The following is a 23,506-nucleotide window of genomic DNA, read 5'->3' as shown; positions in this document are numbered from 1 at the left end:
CTGCCCTTTTTTGCGGAATTTTTATTGTTTTTATTTATCGGTTTTGGCGAGGAGCCGCAAAAAGCTATTTTTTCTCTTTGCAGCTCGTGTGGGTGTAAATGGTTTGATAAAGCGTCGCAATATCAAGAGGTTTGCTGATATGGTCGTTCATGCCGGCTTGCAGACTTCTTGCTATGTCCTCTGTAAAGGCGTTTGCTGAAACGGCGACAATAGGAACGGTTTTGGCGTTTGGATGGCTGGAATGCCTGATTTGCACGGCTGCTTCCAAACCATTGAGTTTCGGCATTTGCAAGTCCATAAGGATTATGTCGAAGTGGTTTTCCTCGGAATGGATGAACGCTTCGACGGCTTCTTCGCCGTTCCATGCCTTTTCAACGGTCATGCCTTTGAATGTGAGCAGTTTTTGGGCTATTTCCATATTTACCTTGTTATCTTCGACAAGAAGAACGGTAACGCCTTCCAAATTGATTTCATTTGTATTGATTTTTACCATGTCTTTTGGGGCGCTGACTTCTTCCGAAATATCAAAGGGGATGACGACGGAAACTTTCGTACCCACATTGAGTTCGCTGTCGATATTGATTTCACCGTTCAAGCTTGTGACGATATTCTGGACTATGGGCATGCCAAGCCCCGTGCCGAGAATATCCTTGGCTCCGAACATGGTTTCTCGCTGATAAGGAATGAAGATTTTTTCCAAAAATTCCTTGGTCATGCCTCTGCCCGTGTCTTTGACAATAAGCTGATATTTGATTTGCTTCTGGTCTTCCTTTTTGGATTGCAGCTGTTTGAGCAGAACGGAGATATTGTCTCCTTTGTTGGAATATTTGAATGCGTTGGATAAAAGGTTGTTGAGAATTTGAATGAGTTTGAACGCAGGGGCGAGTATGTATTCATTCTGTATGTCGAACTGCACGGAAAATTTTCTGATTTCCGTAAGGGCGAGTGAATGGAAAGGCTGAACGCAATGGGTGATGATTTCGCGGATATTGATTTTTGTTTTCGTTTCGTCGACATTACCTTTTTCAATGCGGGAAAGCTCCAAAATATAGTTCACAAGCTCAAGAAGCTGGTGGCTGGAAAGCTTGATTTTATTGAGGTAGTCTTTTGTTTCTTCCATCGTTGTGGAGTGGTTGATGCCAAGTTCCGTATAGCCGATGATACCGTTTAAAGGCGTGCGCATATCGTGGGACATGCGGGCGAAAAAGTCGGTGCGCGCTTTTTCGCTCTTTTTGGCGTTATCCACCGCGGAAGTGAGCAGTTCGTATTGACGCATCTGCACTTCCTTTTCCTGTGTGATTTTTTTGAAGCAAAGAATGGCGGTGTTGTTGTCCTTGATATGTTCAAGGAACATGCGGATGGAAATCCATTCGAAATCATTGCCGAGAATACGTTTGAATTCTCCGCCGAATTCGTCCGTTCCTTCTTCCGCTACTTTGAGGATGTTTTCAAGTGAGAATGAATTGCTGAATTCCACCGCAACACTTTTTTCCATAGTTTTTTTGGCAACATCAATCAAGTCGTTATAATCATTTGACTTGTTGAAATCATTAATTAAATCTTCAGGATACTTTATGGTTATGAATGTGCCGCGGGCGGTGTCCACAAGGAAAATCGCATAATAAATATTGCCCAGGAACGTTATGGTTTTCGTGATGTTCTCATATTTCTTGTTTGTTTTGTATGCGAAATAAATATTGATGAACGTGATCAGGAACAAGGTGAATATGATAAAAAGAGTGACAACGAGCAATTGATTGAGTTCATGCAGAAGCGTGTCATGGGGAATGGTGACGATGACGAGTAGGTTATCGTTGGTTTTGGCGTAAAAGATAAGTTTCTTTATTCCGTGCGGGTCGATGATGTAACGGTCTGTCGTGAGCGTTTGATTTTTTATCTTGGTGTAAATGTCTTCCGCATGCTCCGTGATCTCGCCGGTGTCCAGTCCCAGATCATTTTCGAAATAAAAAAGGTTTCCGTTGACCCCGAAAAGATAATAGTTGCTGTTATGGGGGAGAAAAGAACTTTTTGCGGGAGGGGAGTAATTTTCGGCGGAAATATCGAGAGCGATCACGTCATTGGAATTTTCCATCGATTTTGCAATGGTGATAGTGGGAAGATGGGTGAAGTTGTCAATATACACATCGGTAAAAATGATTTCATCCGAAGCTGCCGCCGCTTTTTGGTACCATTCCGCATTTTGGTAATCGGGGTCTTTGAAATGTTCCCACCCTCTGCCTGTGATGAATTTATCATCGATAACGGCGTAAAGCTCCAGGTTTTGGTCAAACTTGCTTATGTTTATTTTTGTGAATATATCTTCCATCCAGCTTTCTTTGTCGGGAAGCCCGGAGGTGTTGTCAATTAAAAGAGATATGCGGTTAAGAAGCGCTTTGTAAATGGAAAAGCTTTTTTCTTCTTCCATTGCGTAAAAATTCGCAACTTCCTTGCCGATTTTGGTGAAATTGTTAATAAGGCTTGTACGGACCAAAACATAGCCGAAAAAAGTGATAATGCTGTATATGATGAGCATGATGATGTGTGAACGGTAAGACAGCAATATTTGTTTGGACGATGAATGCATAGGGAACCTTTTGGAGTAATGTTATATATATATATATATGAAATTTTTATTTGGCAAGTATTTTTTTGGAACGTGTAACCGTTTATTTAATTGCAGTAAAAAAATAAAATATTGCTTGACAATTATGCAGGATAATTTAGAAGGAACTGATATAAAAATTTGGGGATATGCGATGTGCAAATTAGAGAGATTTGGTTCGGGCTTTTCAAAAGTTTTAATGGATAAGTTCAACGGGATTGCCTACTTGGCTGATGTTGACACGTATGAATTGATTTATATCAATAAATTTTTTAGAAATTTGCTCAATATTTCTGAATCTTCTTATCTGACCAGAAAATGTTATGAAGTTTTGCAGGGGCAGTCAAGTCCCTGCGATTTCTGTATAAATCATATGTTAAAAAAAGACGCGGTCTATCAGTGGAATACGCATAATTATGTTTTGAACCGGCAATTTGAATCTCAGGCTTCCATCGTGGAGTGGCACGGCAGGCGCTTCCGTTTGGAATACGGCATGGATTTCAGCGAATACCAAAACAATATGACGGAACTGGAAAACAAGGTTTCCACGGAACAGCTTTTGGTGAAATGCGCCGGAACCCTTTGCAAGCATGACGATATCGACCTCGCTATCAATAAGATATTGGAAAATGTGGTTGATTTTTTTGAAGCGGACCGCTCTTATCTGTTTGAATATGATAAGGAAACAAACGTGTTGAAAGGCTCGTATTTTTTTGTGCGTCCTTTTGTAAAAGCGTTCAAGGATATTTTATCGGAAGCGAGCGGCGTTCTTTTACAGGAATGGCTTAATATGTTTACCGAGGAATCTGTCGTCTACCATAAGGATGTCGATGTGGATTTCGCAGGAATGCCCGAATTGGCGGAAGCTTTCAAGGAAAGGAATATCCGTGAGATGCTGCTCATGCCCATTTATGACGGCGGCGAACTGATCGGACTCATAGGTGTCGACAACCCCCGCTATAATGTTTCCGCTTCACAAATACTCGGAACCATCGCAATGTTCATCGTCAACAATCTGGAACAGAGAAAACTCATCCAACATCTTGATTATTTAAGCAATATTGATGACTTGACAGGCGTTTACAACAGGAACAAATATATTGCCGTGCACGAAGACATCAAGCGCCGCGGCGATTGCGCAGGCGTTATTTATATTGATTTGAACGGCTTGAAAAAAATCAATGACGTGTACGGACATGATAAAGGTGACGAATTTATTATTAATTCCGCTAATTTCATCCAGCGTTATTTCGGAAAAAACGTTTACCGTATCGGCGGCGACGAGTTTCTTGTTTTGCTGCGGAATATCTCGAAAGAAGCGTTTGAGGAACAGTTTGTCACGTTTAAAAACGATTTGGAAAAAAATAAGGATAAATACGACATGTCCTATGGCGAACGGTATTGCGACGACGGCAAGATTGACGAATGCGTGCAGCTTGCCGATGAAATGATGTTCAACCGCAAACGCCAGTATTATGAAGTCCATGCAAAATGGCGCTAAGTCTTAACGCTTTTTGCCGGATGTTTTGCCGGGATTGTGCGCCGTAAAATCGTTTGGCTTTTTTTGCTTGTTTGTCTGATTTAATCCTGCTAAAATATTTTTCTTGCCGTATTCCTCGCTTTCGCAGTTTTACTTGCCTGTCTGATTTAATCCTGCTAAAATACATACCAACTATGTATCGAGACATAAACAGTTTTACTTGCCTGTCTGATTTAATCCTGCTAAAATCGAAGGTGTAAATCGTAAAGGTCCGCCTGGTTTTACTTGCCTGTCTGATTTAATCCTGCTAAAATAAAAATTTCATAATATCGACGGTTCTATTGGTTTTACTTGCCTGTCTGATTTAATCCTGCTAAAATGATGGAAACAACCACTAAACCTCATATTAAGTTTTACTTGCCTGTCTGATTTAATCCTGCTAAAATTTTTAGGGTAAACTATCCCACGAAGCATGTGTTTTACTTGCCTGTCTGATTTAATCCTGCTAAAATATATTTTTATATCTGCACATAATGGTGTAAGTTTTACTTGCCTGTCTGATTTAATCCTGCTAAAATCAGAAAATTGAATAGTCCTGCGTCCACCGCGTTTTACTTGCCTGTCTGATTTAATCCTGCTAAAATGATTAATAATGCAACTTATTCACTTTCGGTGTTTTACTTGCCTGTCTGATTTAATCCTGCTAAAATCTAGATTTTCATCAGAATATGTAAGGGTTAGTTTTACTTGCCTGTCTGATTTAATCCTGCTAAAATTAGCAGGAACCTGTTGCTGTGAGAGTCTAGGTTTTACTTGCCTGTCTGATTTAATCCTGCTAAAATACATACTGTATACTATCAGATGTACACGTTCGTTTTACTTGCCTGTCTGATTTAATCCTGCTAAAATAATCCATATGCTAACCTTCACATCACATTCGTTTTACTTGCCTGTCTGATTTAATCCTGCTAAAATCTGCTAACATATTCCCTTGAAAATATTTACTTTTTCAAGGGAATATGCTATTAAAAACTCAAAAAGCAAGGAGTTTTTTCTCCTGTTTTTTGAGTTTTTTTATTTTTGGGAGAGGGCTATGGCAAGTCATATTTTAGAAATTGCGGAAAATAATCGTTATCTTTCAATCGCTCACGGGAATGTTTGCGTAAAAGAGCAGGAAAAAATAATAGCGCGGATACCTCTTGATATGCTTGCTTGTGTGATGCTTACGGCACAAGGGGTGACGGTGAGCAAGACTTTTTTAATGAGCATGGGAGAGGCGAATATTCCTGTGCTTATTATGGGAAGCAATTATTTGCCCGTGTCCATGGCTTTGCCTGTGAGCTCGCATTATCGGCATTTAATTGTTGCGCAGGAGCAGGTTAGGGCAGGCGAGGTGATAAAAAAACAGATATGGCAGAAAATAGTGATTGAAAAAATCCGTAATCAAGCCGAGGCATTGGAAAAATGTGTTTTGCCCCATGACAGCGCTGTAAAAAAGCATGTTGAGAAGTTAAAATTCTTAGCGCAAAGGGTGCGTTCCGGGGATAAGGACAATAAAGAGGGACAGGCGGCTCAAATTTATTGGCAGGCTTTATTTGGAAGAGGATTTCTCCGTGATGTGGAAGAAGAGGGGATCAACTCTTTTTTGAATTATGGCTATGCCGTTGTGCGGGCGGTTTGTGCAAGGGCTTTATGCGCAAGCGGGCTTTTGCCGCTTTTTGGCGTTCATCACCATAACCAATTCAATGCGTTTTGCCTTGCGGATGACATTATGGAGCCATTCCGTCCTTTTGTCGATTGTTTGGTTTATGAATATGTGCAAAAAAATGAAGTGCTTGTTCTGGATACGCAAGCAAAGCGTTTTTTATCCTCAATTTTGCAGAACCCGTTTTATCTGCAGAAAGAAGAAAGCACTCTTTTGCCTCTTGTGTTGAAAGCCGCGCAGGGAATTTATAAAAGTTATTGCGCCAAAGAGGTTCTTTTGGAATTTCCGCATTTAAAAGAGCAGTAACTGCTGCATGGCTTGAAATTCTTGTTGTTCATTTCTCTTCTTCTTTTTTCCGAAAAAGTTTCTTGTCAGTCCGTACTGTCTGTCCGTGATGAAAAAGACGGAAACTTCGCCCTCCTCCAAAAGGCAAAGTCCCACTTTTTCCGCCATGCGTTCCGCAGCCGCCATGTTTTCGCACGGCCGCAGATAAACAGAGAATTGCTTTCGGATAAAGCCGAGTTCGAGCAAATTGTTTCTGAATTGCGTCGCCTTTCGCATTTGTGTTTTTGTCAGCACCGGCAAATCGAACATGACCAATATCCACATGATCGTATACTCGGTGGGCTTTTGTATGTATTTATATTTTCTTGCCATTCCATAATTTTTTATGTTTGCCGTTTATTTTTCCAAAGGAGCTGAGGCTGACCTTACGGGCTTGCAGTTCGCAGTAGGAGTTTAGCCCTAAGTTGCCGCTTGTCCAAAGGAGAAAGTTTTCAGGATGTTCTTTGAGGGCGTTTTTTGTTCCCGTTCTTGCATCGTATATGGAAACAAAAACAAGTACGCCGGGGCTGAATTTCAAAATTTTGGCAAGCATGGTATATTCCTGCTGTCCGTTTTTGCTGATTTTGCTGACAAACGCTTTTGGAACATTGTATTCTTGAAGCTGTTGCTCTGTGAAACGCAGTTCCAAAATATCGTCTTTGCAGACGCTCCAAATAAGCTTTGCGTTTTCTTGCCGCCAGCCGGGTTTAAAGTTCGGATTGGCGGCGTCAATGCTTTTTATGCATTCCCAGCCGATTTTTCCTTTTTGTTTGCCTTCGGTATGAACATAAAAATCAACATGGTGGTTGCTGTCCGGTTCATAGCCGCATTGCTGCTTTTCCCGGATATTGACAAGAGTGAATTTTTTCCCCACAGGATATTTTTTGCCGACATGGGCAAGGCGTATGGCTTCCTGCACAAGGTTTTGTTCTGTCATGGCTGTTTCTTTAAGACCTTGCAGGCGGTTTTCGGCATTTTTTTCCATAAGGCTTTGTTCCGCCGCAAATTTTTGGGCATTGACCGCTTTTATGATTTCCGCGCATCGTTTGCGGATTTTTTGCACATCAGGGCTTGTGCCCAAATTTTCTGCAACAGCGATTTTTTCCAGTTTGCCGAAGCTGTCGATATTTCCCAAAGAACGCATATAGGTTGCCGTATGGAGTCCTTTTTTCTCGTCATAATCTAAAATTCGGATGGCTGTTTCATTATGGAGCTGTGTATTGGTATCGTGCTCCGCTTTGTGGGAAATTCTGATTTCCTTGAGCGTTTCCAACACAAGTTCGCGGAAGCTTTTATGGTCCGGATTTTTAGGGGAAAGCCGGAACGGCATGTTGATAATGCTTTCATCTATTTCTTTGCCCTGTTTTCTTGCTTTGTACATTTTAAGGGCGAGGGAACGGGTGACGGCGCAAAGCACCATGGCGTCAATGGCGTGGTGTCTGTGGTCGATGCGGGGCTTTTTTTCCCAGTCGCTGTTATTGGATAACTTGCCGTTTTCATCGCAATATACCTCGCCTGTTTCGTTATTGGTGAGGTATCTGGGAATATCCAGTCCCATGAGTTCGAACTCCATGCCGTCAAAACCCCACAAACGGCGGAGCTGCGCGGTCATGCCGCCGCGGATTGCCAAAATATCGGGGCAAACGGCATGCAGATACCGCAAAGCCGCTTTTGCCATGTAACGGGAATCTTGCAGGCGTCTGTCGGCATAATCTTCGTCTTTTTCGTCCCCTAAAAGAATGAAGCGGTCTTTTGCTTCGGCGGTGAAACGCCAAGCTTTGTTTTCAGGCAGTGTTTCCAAGTGTTTTTTGATTGCCTCTTCACGGTCCGCAAAATTTTGTCGGATAAAATCATAGGCAAACGTATCGCTTTTTACATTGTTAACCGTTGTCAGCACAAGATTGCAGAAAGAATTGGTCCCTCCTGCGGTCTGCGGAATGATATGGTCGATTTCATAAGCATTGAGGTCTGAAATTCTGAGGTTCGCCTGCGTATAAATATCTTTATAGCCTTGTTCTTTTAACAGTTTATATTTTTTGCGGTTTTTGTCAGTGACCGCATAGCCGTTTTTCAGGAGTTCCTCGTCAATGATTTTATTGTATTTTTCATTGGCAAGGCGTTGTTTTTCCAACTTATCACGCTTTTTTTTCGACATTCCGAAATCACGGGCGACTTCCAGTTTTATCATTTCCGGTTTGCCGTATAATCTGATGATTTCGTTGATAACTTTACGCAGCTGATTGAGTATGGAATGGACGACAGGATTGGCTATGCGTCCGATTTTTTCTTCTTTTGCCGTTCTATCCAAATGCCATGGGTGTATGGGCAAAATTTCATCGTGCAGAATTTCTCCGTAATAGGGGAGTTCGTCATAACGCTTTTGCTCTTGGTTTTCCCGGGTGAAGCCGCAGGCTTTGACAGCTTCGTAATAGGTGGGAGCTTGCCAAATTCCATTTTCTTCATAACCTTCGATAAGTTTTTTCAAAATTTGTCTGCTTGCTTCTTTGCCCAGCATGGTTCTGTCTTTGGGCAGGCTGTTGAGGCAGGCGTAGAGTTTTCTTTCATCTTCGATTCCAGATAAATTCAATTTTTCCATGCAGATATGCAAAAAATCCTCTTCGTCGTAAAGCACGGGCTTAGCGGGGTTAGCTTTGGGATTGACAGGGTCTGCAATAAATTCCATAAGCCCGTCCTGCTCTTCTTCCGATAACTGCCAAAATGCGGGAATATCGGCGAAAGCTTTGATATGGGCAAAGGGCTTGATCGCTTTTATTTCTTCGTCTTCGGCATAAACATTGATACTGAGGATTTTTTCATCCGTGTAGGTTTGGAGCGTTTTTTTGATAAGGGTTTTATTCAGGCTTTCACCCTGCATGAGCATTGCAGCCAGTTTATCCCGCATTTCTCTGGTGAGTTTTTGGGTGGAATTTTCGGTTTTATAGCGTATGTTGTTGCATTGCTGATAGATTCGCAGCTGTTCCGCGAGCCTGTGCATTTTAGGCAGTCTGCCGCCGGTTTCGGGAAGCAGGGAACAAGGGGCGTTGGCATAAGGCGCCCTTGGGAAATCCATAAAAATGCAGTCATAAACTTTTTTGATTTGTTCGTCAGAAATGTTGAAATGCGGGGCTTGCCTGCTCATCAAATCACGGTAATCCCGCTTTACAAGGTGGCGGGGCACAGAAAAAGGCACTTTATCCGCAATAAATTCTTTGCGTTGGCGTATGCAGCCGTTTTCTTGCAAATGCTTGTAAAGATACTCGGAAAGGGTTGTTTTTTCTTTGTTCAGGGCTTGCTCTAAGAGTTGATAGCGGTTGAGGCTCTTCTCTGATTTTTCTTTCTCGTCCGTTTCTTCAATAAAGCCCGCTCCGCGAAGTTTGGCGGTATGCATGATACAAAAGCCAAGTTCATGGGCGGAGTTTAAAGGCTCCTGCATGGCTTTTGCCCGCAAGGCATAGGGAGCGGAACGCAAACCGAGCTCAAGGCCGGACCGCTCTTTGGGCAGTAAATTATATTCCTGCAGTAATTGTATCAGCTGTTTTTTACGGGCTTTTCTGTGTTTTTTGCTCTTGCGCTGGGAACGTAAAATACGGCGTTTTTCCGCACCCTCCGGGCAAGAACAGATACGTACGCCTGCGTCCAATATTTTTTCATAGGAGTTGATGTCATTTAAATCTTTTGCTTCCGGAGCTATTTTGATAAGGGCTGTGCCAATGGAACTGATACCTAAATCTATGCCTAAGATATATCGTAATGCCATAAAATTTTCCTTGCTTTGTATCTGTTTTCTTGTTATAAGAAGTTGTCTGATTGATTTTAGCAGGATTAAATCAGATAGGCAATAAAACAAATGTAATTTTTTTTAGAAATTACATGTAAAATTTAGAAAGTCCCCGAGGGGGCTTTCTTTTTTTATGGTTTTGGGTGCTTTTTGATTTTCGGCGGATTGCTGCGGGGGTATTATCGCAGATTTTTATTTATGCGTTTTTTTTATGGATAGTTATTGATTTTTTTTATCAGACCGCTTGACAATGAATGCGTTTTCGACAAAAATAAAGGTAAGGATAGTATTTTTTAGGAAAGGCTTTTTGGTTTTGCATGCACGGGCATGCGGAATGAAAGGCTTTTTCGGCGGTGTTTTTTGAACGCTTGTTTTTGAATGAGTTTGCCGTTTTCATATGCTTTTTGTTTCGGGTTTTATTCTTTGAAATATGAGATGGCGCAAAAAACAGTGCGGGATACTTTTCATGTTGCGGGGGAGCGTGTTTTTACACCTCGATATTTTTATTTTCAACATTTTTTATTTTCAGCAAAGGGCTATACCATGTTATCAACTATGAATTTTTGCCAGTCTTACACTCAAAAGGAGTACAAAGCACTTGCGAGAGATGCGCGTATTAAGCTTTTTAATTTGCAGCAGCAGTGCATGACGCAAAAAGTTCCTGTGATTATTTATGTTGACGGCGTGAGCGGCACGGGAAAAGGTTCTTTTGTGAATTTATTGTCCGAATGGTGTGATGTGAAGCACCTTAAAAACTATAGTTTCTGGTTTTCTTTTGACGAAGAAAGACTTCGTCCGGAAGCCTGGAAATATTGGATGAAAATTCCTAAAGCCGGTGAATTTGCCGTGTTTATCGCGGGTATGTATGACGAGCCGATGCGTAAGCTCGCCGCAAAAGAAATTACGGAAACGGAATTTAACGAAATCATGCACGACCGTGTGGAGTTTGAGCGTACTTTGGCGCAATCGGGCTATGTCATCGTAAAGCTTTGGTTCCACATCACTGCCGACGAACACAAGAAACGCATGAAAGCCAGAAAAAAACTCAATAACAAAGGCGAGATCGGCTTTTCGACCTATGATGAACAAAGCAATGAAAACTTTGAAAATCTGAACAGTGTCGTGGGAAAAATGCTGCCGCTGACCGATAAGCATTTCGCCCCATGGTACATCATTGACGCGTATGATGAGAAATTCCGCAATATCAAGGCGGTGGAAGCCATTTCAAAATGCATTGAAAATGCTTTGGACGTGAAAAAAACAGTTGTGGAAGAATTTCCGTCCATGCCGGACAACATGGAGGCGCTTTCCGGTATTTCCGTGCTCGACCAAGTGGATTTAAGCTTGTCCGTGCCGAAAGATGAATATGAAAAAGAGCTGGAAAAATTACAGAAAGATATTTATAAGCTTACCTATAAAGCTTATGAGCTTGGCATTTCCTCGACCATTGTTTTTGAAGGGTATGACGCAAGCGGCAAGGGAGGAGCCATACGCCGCCTGACGCAGTCCATCGATTCCCGTATCACGCAGGTTATTCCGATTTCAGCCCCCGGAAGCGAAGAAGCCGCTCATCACTATTTATGGCGTTTTTGGCGCCATGTGCCGCGTGCCGGTTTTGTGACGATTTACGACAGGTCTTGGTACGGGCGTGTTCTTGTGGAACGTGTCGAAGGATTTGCGAGCCAATGGGAATGCAAGCGGGCGTTTTCCGAAATCAACGCTTTTGAAAACGAGCTTATCAATAAGAAAAATATTCTGATAAAATTCTGGCTGCATATTTCTTTGGATGAACAGCTGCGCCGTTTCAAGGAAAGGGAAGCAATAGAATGGAAACGGCACAAAATCACGGAAGAAGACTGGCGTAACAGGGAAAAAGCGGATCAATACAAAATCGCCGCCAATGAAATGTTTTTACGCACAAATACCGTGCAGGCGCCTTGGTTCATCATCCCCGGCGAGAATAAGCTTTATGCCCGCCTTGAAATTCTGCGCACCTATAAACGCGTGCTTGAAGAAAGAATAAAGGAAATTAAAAAAGGCAAGAAAAAATAAAAACGTTGCTTGCGCTTGAGTGTTGTTTTTTGAAAATAGCGTTCGGGCTATGGGCAAAATCTGCTGTGAGGTTTGTTTGTGAGGATTGGATACATGTATCCAATCCTCATTTTATGCCGGAAAGGATAGTTACGGTTTTTGCCTGAATTTTTCCGCAGTTGGCGGGGAGTATTGGTATTGAATAAGGTTTTTCGCTGAAAATACGGGTAACCCTGTATTGTTCGTGTTTAAGCCTGCTGTGTGGAACGTTCGCTAATGTCAAACGGAACCGCACCAACGCAGTTTTGCATAACATTCATAAATTTTTTTAGGCTCTGGATCATCACTTTTTATTTCTTGGGGGAATTATAGCTCTGCCGCTGTCCGTAAAGCTCGCAAACCCGCTGACGGCTGCCGCTCCCCCAGATTTTCCTGAACGTAAACCCGTTATGGACAAAATCTATAACGGATTTTTTATTATTTAATCTTATCAATAGGTTATTGTGCTATTAAAACGTTTTGAAAGGGCAGGGGAAAACCTTTGGAAAAGCTTTCCTTTGAAGGTTTAAATTTTGTATCGTTAATTCTTGATATGAGAAAGAAATGCTCCGGGATACCGCTTTATAATTGTTTTGTCAGCTTTTTGCCGTGGGCTTTCATTCTTCCGCGTCAAGGCTGACAAATTGGAATGTTGTGACGTCGAAAAGCCCTTGCGGGGTAAGTTTCAAGTCAGGAATAACGGGCAGAGCAAGGAAACTTAAAGACATGAACGCGTCGGCTTTGTCCCAAATCTGATAGTGGTCCTTGGCGAGCTTATAAAGATGTTTCAATGCCGTTGCAACGATTTCGGGCTGTTGCGTGCTCATAAGCCCCCCAATGGGCAAAGCCAGCTTCGTCAAAATTTTTCCTTGGCTGATCATTGCGATTCCGCCGCCCATTTTTTCGATTTCCTCAAGAGCTATGCGCAAATCCTCATCGTTATCGCCTGCGGCGACAATATTATGGCTGTCGTGGGAAATGCTTGTGGCGATGGCTCCGTTTTTCAGTCCGTATTCGCCATGCAGAAGTCCCAACCCGAATTTTCCTGTTTTTTTGTGGCGTTCCACAACGGCAAGCTTGAGCATGCCTTTGTTTCGGCTGAAATCAAAATTGCCGTCCGCGTCAACGGCGATGTCCGCAATTTCGCAGGCTGTGAGCAAAGAATGGGGTAAAAGGCGTATGACGCGGGCTTTTTTTGAAGGAATATGTAATGTCAGATCCTTGGGCAGTTCCGCATGCATGCTGTCCTGCATATTGTCGGTCAGCTGCTCCAGCTTCGCATTGTATTTCTTGCTGCCCGCGGCGATATACTTTCCGTTTTCGGCTGCCAGTCTGCCTTGGATGTAAACGGCATGGGGCATGCATTTTTTCATGTCTTTCACCAGCATGAAGCTCGCTTCCATGCCCGGGGCTATAGCTCCTTTGTGCCTTATTCCGTAAGCTCTTGCCGTGTTTATGGTCGCCATGCGGACGGCGTCGATGGGGGCGATACCGTGTTCAATGGCGAGGCTGACGGAATTGTTGATATGCCCCCTGCGCATGATGTCGATACATTGCTTGTCGTCCGTGCAGAAAAGGCAGTTTTGAATGGTATGGCTGTTCACGGCGGGCAGAAGATTTACCAAATCGTGGGCGGCTGAACCCTCGCGGAGAAGCACGTACATGCCGCGGCGTATCCTTTCCGCGGCTTCTTCCGCCGTGGTGCATTCATGGTCGGTGCTCACTCCGGAAAGAACATACATGTCAAGGTCTTTTCCGTGCACCTGCGGGGCGTGTCCGTCAATAATCCTGCCGTTTTTATATGCCAGTTCAAGTTTTTCAAGGACGCTTTCATCCTGCATGAGCACACCGGGAACATTCATCATTTCGCCAAGACCGAGGACGTTTTCTTCCGTGATGAGTTCCGCAAGGTCGAGGGCGGAAAGGTTTGCGCCGGAACATTCAAAGGGCAGGGCGGGCACGCAGGAGGGGAGCATGATTTTCACATCCAAAAGGCTTTGCCTTGCGCTTTCAAGCATATAGCGTATGCCGTCTGTTCCCTTGACATTGGCTATTTCATGAGGGTCGGCGATGACGGTTCCTGTTCCGAAAGGAATGACCAGTTCCGCAAATTTTTCCGGACAAAGCATTGAAGATTCAATATGCACATGGGCATCAAAAAATGCAGGCAGAAGATAGGCGTTTTCAGCGTCAAAAACTTTTTTTGCGTACATGTCTTCGCTGAACCCGACAATAATTCCTTTATGGACGCAAACGGAGCCATGAAAAAACGTTCCGCTGAAAACATCGGCGATTTGGGCGTTGTCGATACGTAAGTCTATGGCGGTATTGTTTTTAATGTCTTGCATAATATCTTGAATTTTTGAATAGTTCAGCATAAAATACCTCGCAGGCTCTTTGTTCTTCCAAAAAGAATTTTACTCTATCGCAGCAGAAAAGCAAAGGAAAAATTTATGCCCCGATTATATTACATAACAACGAAAACAAAGGAAGAGGCAAAAAAAATCGCCCGTAAACTGCTGCAGGAGAACTGCATTGCGGGAGCGAACATCTTTCCGATAGAAAGCCTTTATTGGTGGGAGGGGGAAATTTGCGAGGGAGAGGAATACGCCCTTGTCATGCAAAGCGTGAAAGAAAATTCCGCAAAAATCGAAGAATGGGTGAAAACATTGCATAGTTATAAAATTCCTTGTATAGTTTCTTTGGAACTTGCCGGCGGCAGCAAGGATTTTTTTCACTGGATAAAAACGAATACGAAATAAAGGGAGGCGGGCATGAGTATCCATATCATGGGTTCGGTGGCGTTTGACAGAATTTTATCCTATAAGGGCGACATCAACGATCTGCTTTTGAAAGATAAATTCAATACGTTGAGCATTCTTATGCTTATTGACAGAATTGAGGAAAAACAAGGCGGAACAGCGGCGAATATCGCATATAACCTTGCCATGCTTCAAGAAAAACCGCATATTTATACGTGTGTAGGCTATGATTTCGCAGCCTCATATGAAAAGAAGCTGCAAGCCCTGCAAATCAATCTTGACGGTGTGCGAACGCTTGAAAAGGAATTGACGGCTTGCTGTCATGCCGTTGCCGATTCCAAAGGCAATTTGATCAACTGTTTTTGCCCCGCCGCCATGAATACTCCTTGTGATGCAGACAGGCTGAACGTTGCCAAAGCAGGCGATTATGGTATCGTTTCCCCCGGAAACGCCGAAGATATGGGCAAATTTCCAAAGCTTTTCAAAGAAAAAGGTATCCCGTACATTTACGATCCGGGTCAGCAAATTCCCGCCGTAAGCAAGGAAAATCATATTGCAGGCATTGACGGGGCTGAAATTCTTATCGGCAATGATTATGAAATAGCCCTTATTTCCGAACGTACGGGTTTATCCAAAGACGAGCTTCTCAGCCGTGCAAACTATGTGGTTTCGACTCTTGGTGAGGGAGGCTGCCTTATTTCCCAAAAAGGAAAGGCGGATATTGCCGTGCCTGCTCCGAAGATCAAAGGATTGGTCGACCCCACGGGCGCAGGCGATTCCTTGCGCGCAGGCCTGCTGAAAGGCTTGACCATGGGCTTTGATGTTGAAACCGGTATAAAAATGGGCAGCGTCTGCTCCGCTTTTTGTATCGAAGAATATGGAACGCAGGAGCATTCTTTTGATATTGAAGGTTACAGAGCCCGTTATCAGGAGAATTACGGACCTTGTCCTTTATGAAAATGCCCGCTGCGGGCTTTTAATTTCTTTTTCAATATATTAAATTTTTGCTTTAGTCCGATATGGCAAGTAATGAGTAATGTGTTGAGAGTTGTATGTTAGAAATACGCAATATTTTAGACAGCCAGCCTGTGATACAGGATGAAATGCTCACATCCGAGGGTGTGTGCGTTTGGATCGTGTGGGGACAGGCGAACCGTCCGCAAAAAGCGACCGATATTCTGCTTGAGGCCGGCGGTCTGAATATTGTCACTCTTGTCAATCAATCCATATGGTATTTCTTCAATGCGGCTGTCGCAGTCAACAGTTTGGCAAAATTGGACCTTTGGGGGAAACAGTTCAGCGTGGGCATTACGGCGTTCACGTTTCCCGGTCAATTGATTGTCGATGTCAATCAAATAAAATTTATCAATGTTGCTGCGGAATACCGGCATTTAAAAACAGAAATAGCGAACACAAGAAGTTATATCTACATACATCCGAGTTACGGTTCCATGGCGGCAAGCATTCCCGGCATCAGCGTTTACGAAATGCAGGGGCTTGACCAGCAAAGCGATATCAGCTGGAAAATGGTTGTGGCTGAAAGGCGCCTGCCTTTTTCCGTGGAACAAGGCTGGTACGCTTTCGTGCACCCTTTGGGCAATCCCCTCGATAAGCAGTTCCAGCGCGGCTGGCAAACCCTTTTCCGCTATCTTGAGGAATTTATCCGCGAACATAAGCTGAAATATTCCATAGAAGATAATTTTCTTATCGTTCCTTTGGATAATTTGCTTGTTTTTCGCGAATGGATGCGGACAACCGCGTCTATTTATGAAATTATCCATGAACAGCATTCCGATGCCTACTGGCCTTGTTTGAACGTTGTCGTCGATAAGAACAATCTCAACTTTACGCCCGATCTGCCGCAAAGAATCAATGTGGATTGGACCGATCTTTGCCCCGATATTCCGTATTTGAGCTATAAGAACGCTTTTATTTTGGGCGAAGATTTCATCATCAAGGACATTTTGTATTCCAGTGCGAAAACAAGCGTGGACACGCTGTGCACCGTTGTTGTCAAAACGCAAAACACGGAAGCCAATCCTTTCACCGTGCTTTTGCCCGAAAGCCTTGTGCCCAACAAGACTCCTTGTTTTTACTGCGGGGCGTCCAATCATAGTCCCCGTCACTGTCCCAGCCGGAATATCGCTCCGGCAGGCGCGGATTATTTTGAAAAGCTCAGCCACATCAATCTTGCCGACATCAACAGCGCGTTTCGTGAAATTGATACGCGGATCACAAGAAACGGCGTGAAAGCCTATGATGAGATGATGGCGGAAAATGAAACGGCGGGACAGGTTTTAAAAGCTATTTTCGCCATTAACCATATTGTTCAATTACCCAATATCTGCCGTATTTGGCGGATAACAAGCCGTGACATCGAGGCGGAACCGGATTTTCCGCATGACCACGCTTCCGACCCCATGCATATCTTGCTGCAGCGTTTTATAAAATGTTCGCCCCAAGACAGCCATGCCTTTGAACGAGAATGTGTCCAGCTTGCCCATAACGACCCCAAAAATTGGCAGCTTCACTGCCTTTTGGGTTTCATCGTCATGGAAAGGGGGGATCTTGACAAGGCTGTGCAGCTTTGGATGGACGCTGACAAGCTTTGTACCATAACCTTGCACCAGGCATGGATAAAATTCCTTATCGCGCGGGCAAAGGAAATTCAGGGGCGCTATGGGGAAGCTGTTGAGATGTATCAGCATATCACGCGTACGCTGCCGACATGGCAAGACCCGCATTACCGCAGTTTGGTCTGCAATATGAAGCGGGGCTTCACGGAAAAGGTTTCAAAGGAACTTCTTGAAGTCATCAATAAAAATCCCTCATTTTTTCATAAGGTCATTTTCGACCCGGAACTTATCCGCGGACAGCTTTATTTGATTTCCTCTTTGCAGCGGGTGTGGAAGGAAGCCTATAACAGATATTTTGTGGAAAAGGCGGCGTTGGAAGATTTGGATGCCGTCATAAAAGACTGGTTCAAGGACGATGACAATCCCATTGCGAAGCAGGCGGCGAAAGTGCGGACTTTGCTCAAACACGGCGAAATAAAAAACTATTTGCTTTTTTTGGATGTCGTCAAACAAAGACCTGCCCTTGAAGCGGAAGTTATGGAAGCCATTAATGGCGAAATTACCCGGATGAAAGACGCGTATGAAAAATGTTTGTTCAAACTGGAATTTATCCGTGACGAAATGAGCTGGTTCGCCTTGCAGAAAACACTCACCAATTTCAATCAGTTATTCAACAGCTGCGCCAAAATTTTAAACTGGGCGTTCGGCTCCGATTTCACCAATCCTAAGATTTTTAAAGAGGCGAAAGAGAATCTTGTGACGCTTGAAGCACAGGTCGCGGAGCTTGAGAAAAAACTGAAAGCATTGCAAATGGTCCGCGATACCACTTTGTTTTTTCTTTTAACCATGCGCACATTTGTAAAGCTTGTCATGCTTTTTATGCCGTTGGGCATAGTGGGTATTTTCGTGAGCGTCTTTTTCGGGGCGGAAATAGGCATGGGGCATATGCAGGGCATTATTAAAACAAATTTTTGGGCATTGATGAAAGTCGTGCTCAGTGTCACCCTGATGTTGTCCCTTGGTTTGGCATCGCTGAAAACAACGATTATTTTTGAACGGAAAAGAAAAGAAATGATAGATAAGGCGAAGAATATCCGTCAGAAAAAACAGCAGGAACGTGTTGAAAAGGTAAGAAAGTTCAGAGCGTCCATCGATGCCGCCGCTAAAAAAGACGAAAAAGAAGAATGATGTTTTTCGCAGGAGCGCAGAATATGCACAGGGAGATTGAGCGGAAATTTTTAGTGAGGAATGACGGCTGGCGGGGAAAAGCGGAACCTGTTTTATTCCGTCAGGGGTATATAGCACGGACTGTGGACAGGACCGTGCGTATCCGTGTCGCCGGCAATCAAGGCATGATCACCGTAAAAGTCAAAGTCGGTCCCATTTCCAGACATGAATTTGAATATGAAATCCCCCTGCATGATGCCAATGAATTGTTAAATTCGCTCGCTCCCGTTGAAATCATTGAAAAATACAGGTATACGTTTTCTGAATGCGGGCATGTTTGGGAAATCGATGAATTTCTCGGGGCTAATTCAGGGCTGGTCATTGCTGAGGTTGAATTGCAGTCGGAAGAGGAAGAAGTGGAATTGCCCGTTTGGGTCGGCGAGGAAGTCAGCAAAATATCAAAATATTTTAATGCCTCGCTTGTGCAGAGCCCTTACGGTTCATGGAACCATAATGAAAAGCAGCCCTAAAGAACCGGCTTGAACCTGCCGATATGAATATTGGTACTATTTCAAAGTTTAACAATAAAGGTCAGCGCCATGATAGAATACTATCGCTTTTATGAAGTTGAAACTTTAATTTCACAGGGAAAAGTTCAGGAAGCTGTTGAGGAACTGCGCGCTTTGCAGAAACTATATCTGGAACTTGCGCAGGAAAATTCCAAACTCAAAGTGCAGCTTCATGATTTGGAAGAAATTTTAAGCATTTCGCGAAACATCATTTTTGACGGAGACGCCTATTGGCTTATTTCCGGCGGGGAGAAGCAAGGTCCGTTCTGTCCCAAATGCTATCACGCAAACGGTGATTTGATCCGTATGGCTGTTCAGAAAAAAGATGAATTCACTCCAAAAACCAAGTGGATATGTCCCCATTGCCATTTTGCCGCAGAACCCGATGTGGATGTCGAAACTGCGAAAATACCTGTCCAGCGGGCGAAAATCATTCCTTTCATGCAATGACACCGCAATAATGACACCGCAATAATGTCCGTTCTTGTGAAAATACGATGAAACTTCTCGGTTCTGAGAAGTTTTTTTGTTTTGAAAACCGCTGTCCGGTTAAAAATTTTCCTTGCTGCGCATATGTTGAAATTTATGTGTTCTTTTGCTATCATTTTTCATATCGTGCGGAAAAGGACAATATTATGGCTCTACGTGAAAAATTAGGTTTTAAAGAAGAACCTCTCTATGTTATGGACGGAAACGCTTTTATTTTCCGGGGCTTTTTCGCTAACCAGCGTATGGCCCGTTCCGATTCTTTTCCTACCGGTTCGATACATATTGTGGGAAAAACCGTTTTTAAAATTTTGCGTGAGGAAAAGCCGCAATATTTTCTTTTCGTGCTTGACGGACAGGGAAAACATTTCCGCCATGAACTGTATGCGGAATATAAAGCCAACAGGCCTCCCGCTCCTGAAGAGCTGAAACAGCAGTTCGAACCGGTTAAAACCATGCTCAAACGGCTTGGAATACATGTTGCGGTTTCCGAAGAAGCAGAAGCCGACGATTATATCGCAAGCCTCGCCAAAAAATATTCCGCCGAACGCCCCGTCGTCATTATCGGCATGGATAAGGATTTAAAACAATGCCTCAATGAAAACGTGGTGATGTGGGACCCTGCCTCAAAAGAAGAAAAAATCGTCACCATGCGGTCTTTTATGGACGAAACGGGACTCATGCCCGAACAATGGGCGGACGTGCAGGCCCTTATCGGGGACAGCAGCGACAATATTCCCGGAATAAAAGGCATTGGTGAAAAAACAGCCATAAAATTGTTTCAGGATTTTCCAAGCCTTGAAAACATAAAAGAAAATTTCGGGCGTTTGCCCGCTCCCATAAAAAAGAAACTGGACGGCAATCTCGAAGCCATGTTTTTGTACCGCAAACTGACCACGCTGAATACTTCCTGCTGCAGTTTCGATTTGCAGGAAATGCGGATACGCCCCGCTGACGAGCGGGAAGTTCTGGGCTTTTTCAAAGAATATGAATTAAGCTCTTTGACTAAGGATTTTGAGGGATTGGCAAAAAAACACGTTATCGCCGTTGCCGAAAACAGCACCTTGCAGGGTTCCTTGTTTTCGCTTGATGAAAAGGAAGGGAACGGAGGACGGGACGCGGCGGAAAAGCCCTTGCCGAAACCCAAGCGCGTGGAAAAAGGTTCTCTGCCCAGCGCCAAAAACAAGTGCCTCGCTTTTATCCCCGGTACTGCGCGGCAAACCCAGCCGGGAAACGAACATTTTTATTTCGCCCTTTGCCCCGTGCCTGCAAGCTTGCAGGCTATGAAAAACAGTGAGAAAAAGGAAAAAGCCAGGAAAGCGAAACAAGAGCAGTCAAGCCTTTTTTCTTTGCTCGGAGAAGAAAAAGCGAGTGTTTCTTCCGAGGTTTTCGCTTTGCCGTATGCGGAACGTTCCGACTATTGGTACGCCGGGGAATTTTCCGATTTAATTCCGCTTTTGCAGGAAGCCGAGCTTATTGTTTCCTGCGATGTGAAAGCCTTGTTCCATTCCTATCCTTTATTGTGGGAACATTTTGCCGATAAGAATACGCTTTTCGATTTGAGTGTTTCCGCATGGCTGCTTTCACCCGATGAAAAGAATTACACGTGGCTGAGCCTTGCGAACCGTCATGCGGCGGAACACGGCTTGTCTATGGAAAATCCGGCGACAGTCGCTCTTTCCATGTTTGAATACGATGTGCGGCAAATGGAGGGGCGCTCCTTGCTGTCCCTCATGGCTGAGCTTGAAATGCCCCTTGTTTCCGTGCTTTTTGCCATGGAAAAAGCGGGGATACAAGTCAATGTCGGAGCGCTGTTTGAGTTTCTGGAAGAAGTGCGTGATGAGCTTGATGTGTTGACGGATAAAATTTACGAAGCTGCCGGCACGACGTTTAATATCCGTTCGGGCAAGCAGCTGAGCGATATTTTATTTAAAAAGCTTGATTTGCCGATGGCAAAGTCGACCAAGGGCGGGCAGGCGTCCTCGTCCCAAGATGTTCTTGAAAAACTCGCAGGCACGCATCCGGTGATCGAGGCGCTTCAGGAATTTAGGAAACTGGAAAAACTGCGTTCCACGTATCTGGAGCCTTTGCCTAAAATGACCGGTGCCGACAGCAGAATACATACGAGTTTCAACCAAACCGGCACGGGCACGGGCCGTTTGTCTTCCAGCAATCCCAATTTGCAGAATATTCCGGTGCGCGGGGAACTGGGACGCAGGATGAGGCGTTGTTTTGTCGCCCGCGAGGGGCATTTGCTCGTTTCTGCCGATTATTCGCAGGTGGAGCTCCGCGTTTTAGCCCATTGTTCGGGGGATATGACCTTGCGGACCGCTTTTTTGAATAATGAGGATATTCACGCCCGCACAGCCGCTTTATTATATGACATTCCTCTTGAAAATGTGACGCAGGATATGCGCCGCCACGCAAAAACCATAAACTTCGGTTTGCTCTATGGCATGGGACAGCGTAAACTTTCGCAGGATTTGCATATCGGCATGCAAGAGGCGAAGCGTTTTATGGAAGTGTATTTCGAGCGCTTTCAGACAATCAAGGAATTTTATGAAAAAGTGGAAAATTTCGCCCGCGAACATGCCTATGTCGTCACCATTGCGGGCAGACAGCGCTCTTTGCCCGATATCATGTCAAACAATCATCAGGCGCGGGCTATGGCGGAACGCCAGTCCATCAATACGCTCATACAGGGCAGTGCCGCCGACATCATCAAACTTGCCATGCTTGCCGTGCATAGGGATAAACAGCTCAAAGAATGGAATGCGCGCCTCCTGCTGCAAATTCACGACGAACTGATTTTGGAAGTGCCGGAGGAACATGCGGAACGGGCAGGAAAATGCGTCGCTGAAATCATGATGAACATTGCGCCGCTCGGCAAAAGGCTTTCCGTGCCTTTGCTTGTGGAATACGGGGTCGGCAAAAATTGGGGGCAAGCTCATTAATGCAGGAATTGCTTGCCGTATTGCCCCCTTTCAAGCCTCTTTTGAATATTTTTACGGGACTTGCCGCGGGGCTTTTTTTTGCTTCGTTTTTGGAAGCGCTGAATTTGACGAAATATGTCGCAAAATTTATGCGTCCTTTTGTGCGCTCCGCCCATTTATGCGATATTTCAGCGGCAAGTTTCGCGTTGGCGCTGTTTTCGCCGGCGTCGGCAAACGTCATGCTTGGCGAGGCATTGCAAAATAAGAAACTGTCAGAAAAAGAAGTGATTATTTCAAATTTATTCAACAGCCTGCCCTCAACGCTTACACATATCCCCACATTTTTTTTCATGTCTTTTCCCATTATCGGGAAGGCTGCGGTGATATATACGGCAATATCGTTCATTTCAGCTTTAATACGCACTGCGGCGACGCTTTTGGTAGGGCGCTTTCTTTTGCCGGCTTCCTCCTGCGGCGTTCAGAGCGTAAAAGACAGCGAGGCGCAGGCAAAAACGATTTGGCGGCAAGCGCTTTTGCTTGCTTTCAAACGGTTCGCAGCACGTTTGCCGCGTTTTTTGTTTGTCGGTATTCCCGTGTATTTTTTGATGTTCTATCTGCAATATTTCGGTTGTTTCAAACTTGTTGAAAATTGGCTTGTCCATTCGGCGGGCTTTGATTTTTTAAAAGCGGAAAGCCTTGGTATCATTGTGCTGTATATGGCGGCGGAATTGCGGGCTTCTCTTGTGGCGGCGGGAACGGTCTATCAGGCGGGATTGCTCGGCGCCGATGAAGTCGTGCTCGCTTTGCTTATCGGCAATGTGCTTTCAACTCCCATGCGGGGCATACGACATCAGCTGCCGGCGTATGTGAGCTATTATCCGGCACGCTTCGCCGTAAAACTGCTGTGCTGCAACCAATTTTCCCGCGTTTTATCGACCGCCCTTGTCGCTTTTATCTTCTATTACTGGGGAACAGGATAAATCAAATTGGTTTAATACGCCATTCTCATTCATTCTGTCCTCCATAATCAACAATAATAAAAGCAAATCATAAG

Annotated in this window: 14 protein-coding genes and 1 CRISPR repeat array; of the genes, 10 read left to right on the top strand and 4 right to left on the bottom strand. The window is 44.2% G+C overall.

The window, feature by feature from the left end:
* Positions 1–64: 64 nt before the first annotated feature.
* Positions 65–2,584 carry a hybrid sensor histidine kinase/response regulator gene (locus JBF11_RS07175; RefSeq protein ID WP_334314800.1) on the bottom strand — a complete coding sequence of 840 codons (2,520 nt, stop codon included), beginning with the start codon at positions 2,582–2,584 and terminating at the stop codon, positions 65–67.
* 124 nt (positions 2,585–2,708) lie between these two features.
* Between JBF11_RS07175 and JBF11_RS07170 the strand changes: the two genes are divergently transcribed.
* On the top strand, positions 2,709–4,103 hold the full coding sequence (locus JBF11_RS07170) for a sensor domain-containing diguanylate cyclase (protein WP_334314799.1): 1,395 nt from the start codon (positions 2,709–2,711) through the stop codon (positions 4,101–4,103).
* A 60-nt stretch (positions 4,104–4,163) separates the two neighbouring features.
* Positions 4,164–5,057: direct repeats of the CRISPR family, unit length 36 nt; unit sequence GTTTTACTTGCCTGTCTGATTTAATCCTGCTAAAAT.
* 118 nt (positions 5,058–5,175) lie between these two features.
* On the top strand, positions 5,176–6,093 hold the full coding sequence (gene cas1 / locus JBF11_RS07165; RefSeq protein ID WP_334314798.1) for a type II CRISPR-associated endonuclease Cas1: 918 nt from the start codon (positions 5,176–5,178) through the stop codon (positions 6,091–6,093).
* On the opposite strand, the gene cas2 is transcribed toward cas1, so the two are convergent.
* The gene (cas2, locus tag JBF11_RS07160; protein WP_334314797.1) at positions 6,079–6,444 is read right to left on the bottom strand and encodes a CRISPR-associated endonuclease Cas2; all 366 of its coding nucleotides are present in this window, start codon (positions 6,442–6,444) and stop codon (positions 6,079–6,081) included. The two genes, cas1 and cas2, sit on opposite strands and share 15 nt — an antisense overlap.
* Positions 6,428–9,868 (bottom strand): type II CRISPR RNA-guided endonuclease Cas9, encoded by a 3,441-nt coding sequence (cas9, locus tag JBF11_RS07155; RefSeq protein WP_334314796.1) that lies wholly within the window; start codon positions 9,866–9,868, stop codon positions 6,428–6,430. Before cas9 ends, cas2 begins: the two co-directional genes overlap by 17 nt.
* A 564-nt stretch (positions 9,869–10,432) precedes the next feature.
* On the opposite strand from cas9, the gene pap reads away from it, so the two are divergent.
* Complete coding sequence (gene pap / locus JBF11_RS07150; RefSeq protein ID WP_334314795.1) at positions 10,433–11,941, top strand: polyphosphate:AMP phosphotransferase; 1,509 nt, start codon at positions 10,433–10,435, stop codon at positions 11,939–11,941.
* 635 nt (positions 11,942–12,576) lie between these two features.
* Here pap and ade read toward each other — a convergent pair.
* Entirely contained in the window at positions 12,577–14,337 is a 1,761-nt protein-coding gene (ade, locus tag JBF11_RS07145; RefSeq protein WP_334314794.1) for an adenine deaminase, read from the bottom strand.
* A 75-nt stretch (positions 14,338–14,412) separates the two neighbouring features.
* Here ade and cutA point away from each other — a divergent pair, with 75 nt between their 5' ends.
* The 7 genes from cutA to JBF11_RS07110 all read left to right on the top strand — a co-directional run bounded on the left by cutA (position 14,413) and on the right by JBF11_RS07110 (position 23,432).
* The gene (gene cutA / locus JBF11_RS07140; protein WP_334314793.1) at positions 14,413–14,721 is read left to right on the top strand and encodes a divalent-cation tolerance protein CutA; all 309 of its coding nucleotides are present in this window, start codon (positions 14,413–14,415) and stop codon (positions 14,719–14,721) included.
* 12 nt (positions 14,722–14,733) lie between these two features.
* On the top strand, positions 14,734–15,678 hold the full coding sequence (locus JBF11_RS07135) for a carbohydrate kinase family protein (protein WP_334314792.1): 945 nt from the start codon (positions 14,734–14,736) through the stop codon (positions 15,676–15,678).
* Positions 15,679–15,773: 95 nt separating this feature from the next.
* Positions 15,774–18,485, top strand: a complete 2,712-nt coding sequence (locus tag JBF11_RS07130; protein WP_334314791.1) for a tetratricopeptide repeat protein — start codon at positions 15,774–15,776, stop codon at positions 18,483–18,485.
* Positions 18,486–18,508: 23 nt separating this feature from the next.
* Positions 18,509–18,994: a CYTH domain-containing protein gene (locus JBF11_RS07125; RefSeq protein ID WP_334314790.1), complete on the top strand. Its 486-nt coding sequence runs from the start codon at positions 18,509–18,511 to the stop codon at positions 18,992–18,994.
* A gap of 69 nt (positions 18,995–19,063) precedes the next feature.
* On the top strand, positions 19,064–19,483 hold the full coding sequence (locus tag JBF11_RS07120; RefSeq protein ID WP_334314789.1) for a hypothetical protein: 420 nt from the start codon (positions 19,064–19,066) through the stop codon (positions 19,481–19,483).
* A gap of 185 nt (positions 19,484–19,668) precedes the next feature.
* On the top strand, positions 19,669–22,473 hold the full coding sequence (polA, locus tag JBF11_RS07115; protein ID WP_334314788.1) for a DNA polymerase I: 2,805 nt from the start codon (positions 19,669–19,671) through the stop codon (positions 22,471–22,473).
* Positions 22,473–23,432: a hypothetical protein gene (locus tag JBF11_RS07110; RefSeq protein ID WP_334314787.1), complete on the top strand. Its 960-nt coding sequence runs from the start codon at positions 22,473–22,475 to the stop codon at positions 23,430–23,432. Before polA ends, JBF11_RS07110 begins: the two co-directional genes overlap by 1 nt.
* Positions 23,433–23,506: the final 74 nt, after the last annotated feature.

The organism is Taurinivorans muris, from assembly GCF_025232395.1.
Lineage (GTDB): Bacteria > Desulfobacterota > Desulfovibrionia > Desulfovibrionales > Desulfovibrionaceae > Taurinivorans > Taurinivorans muris.
This window is presented reverse-complemented; position numbering and strand designations above follow the sequence as displayed.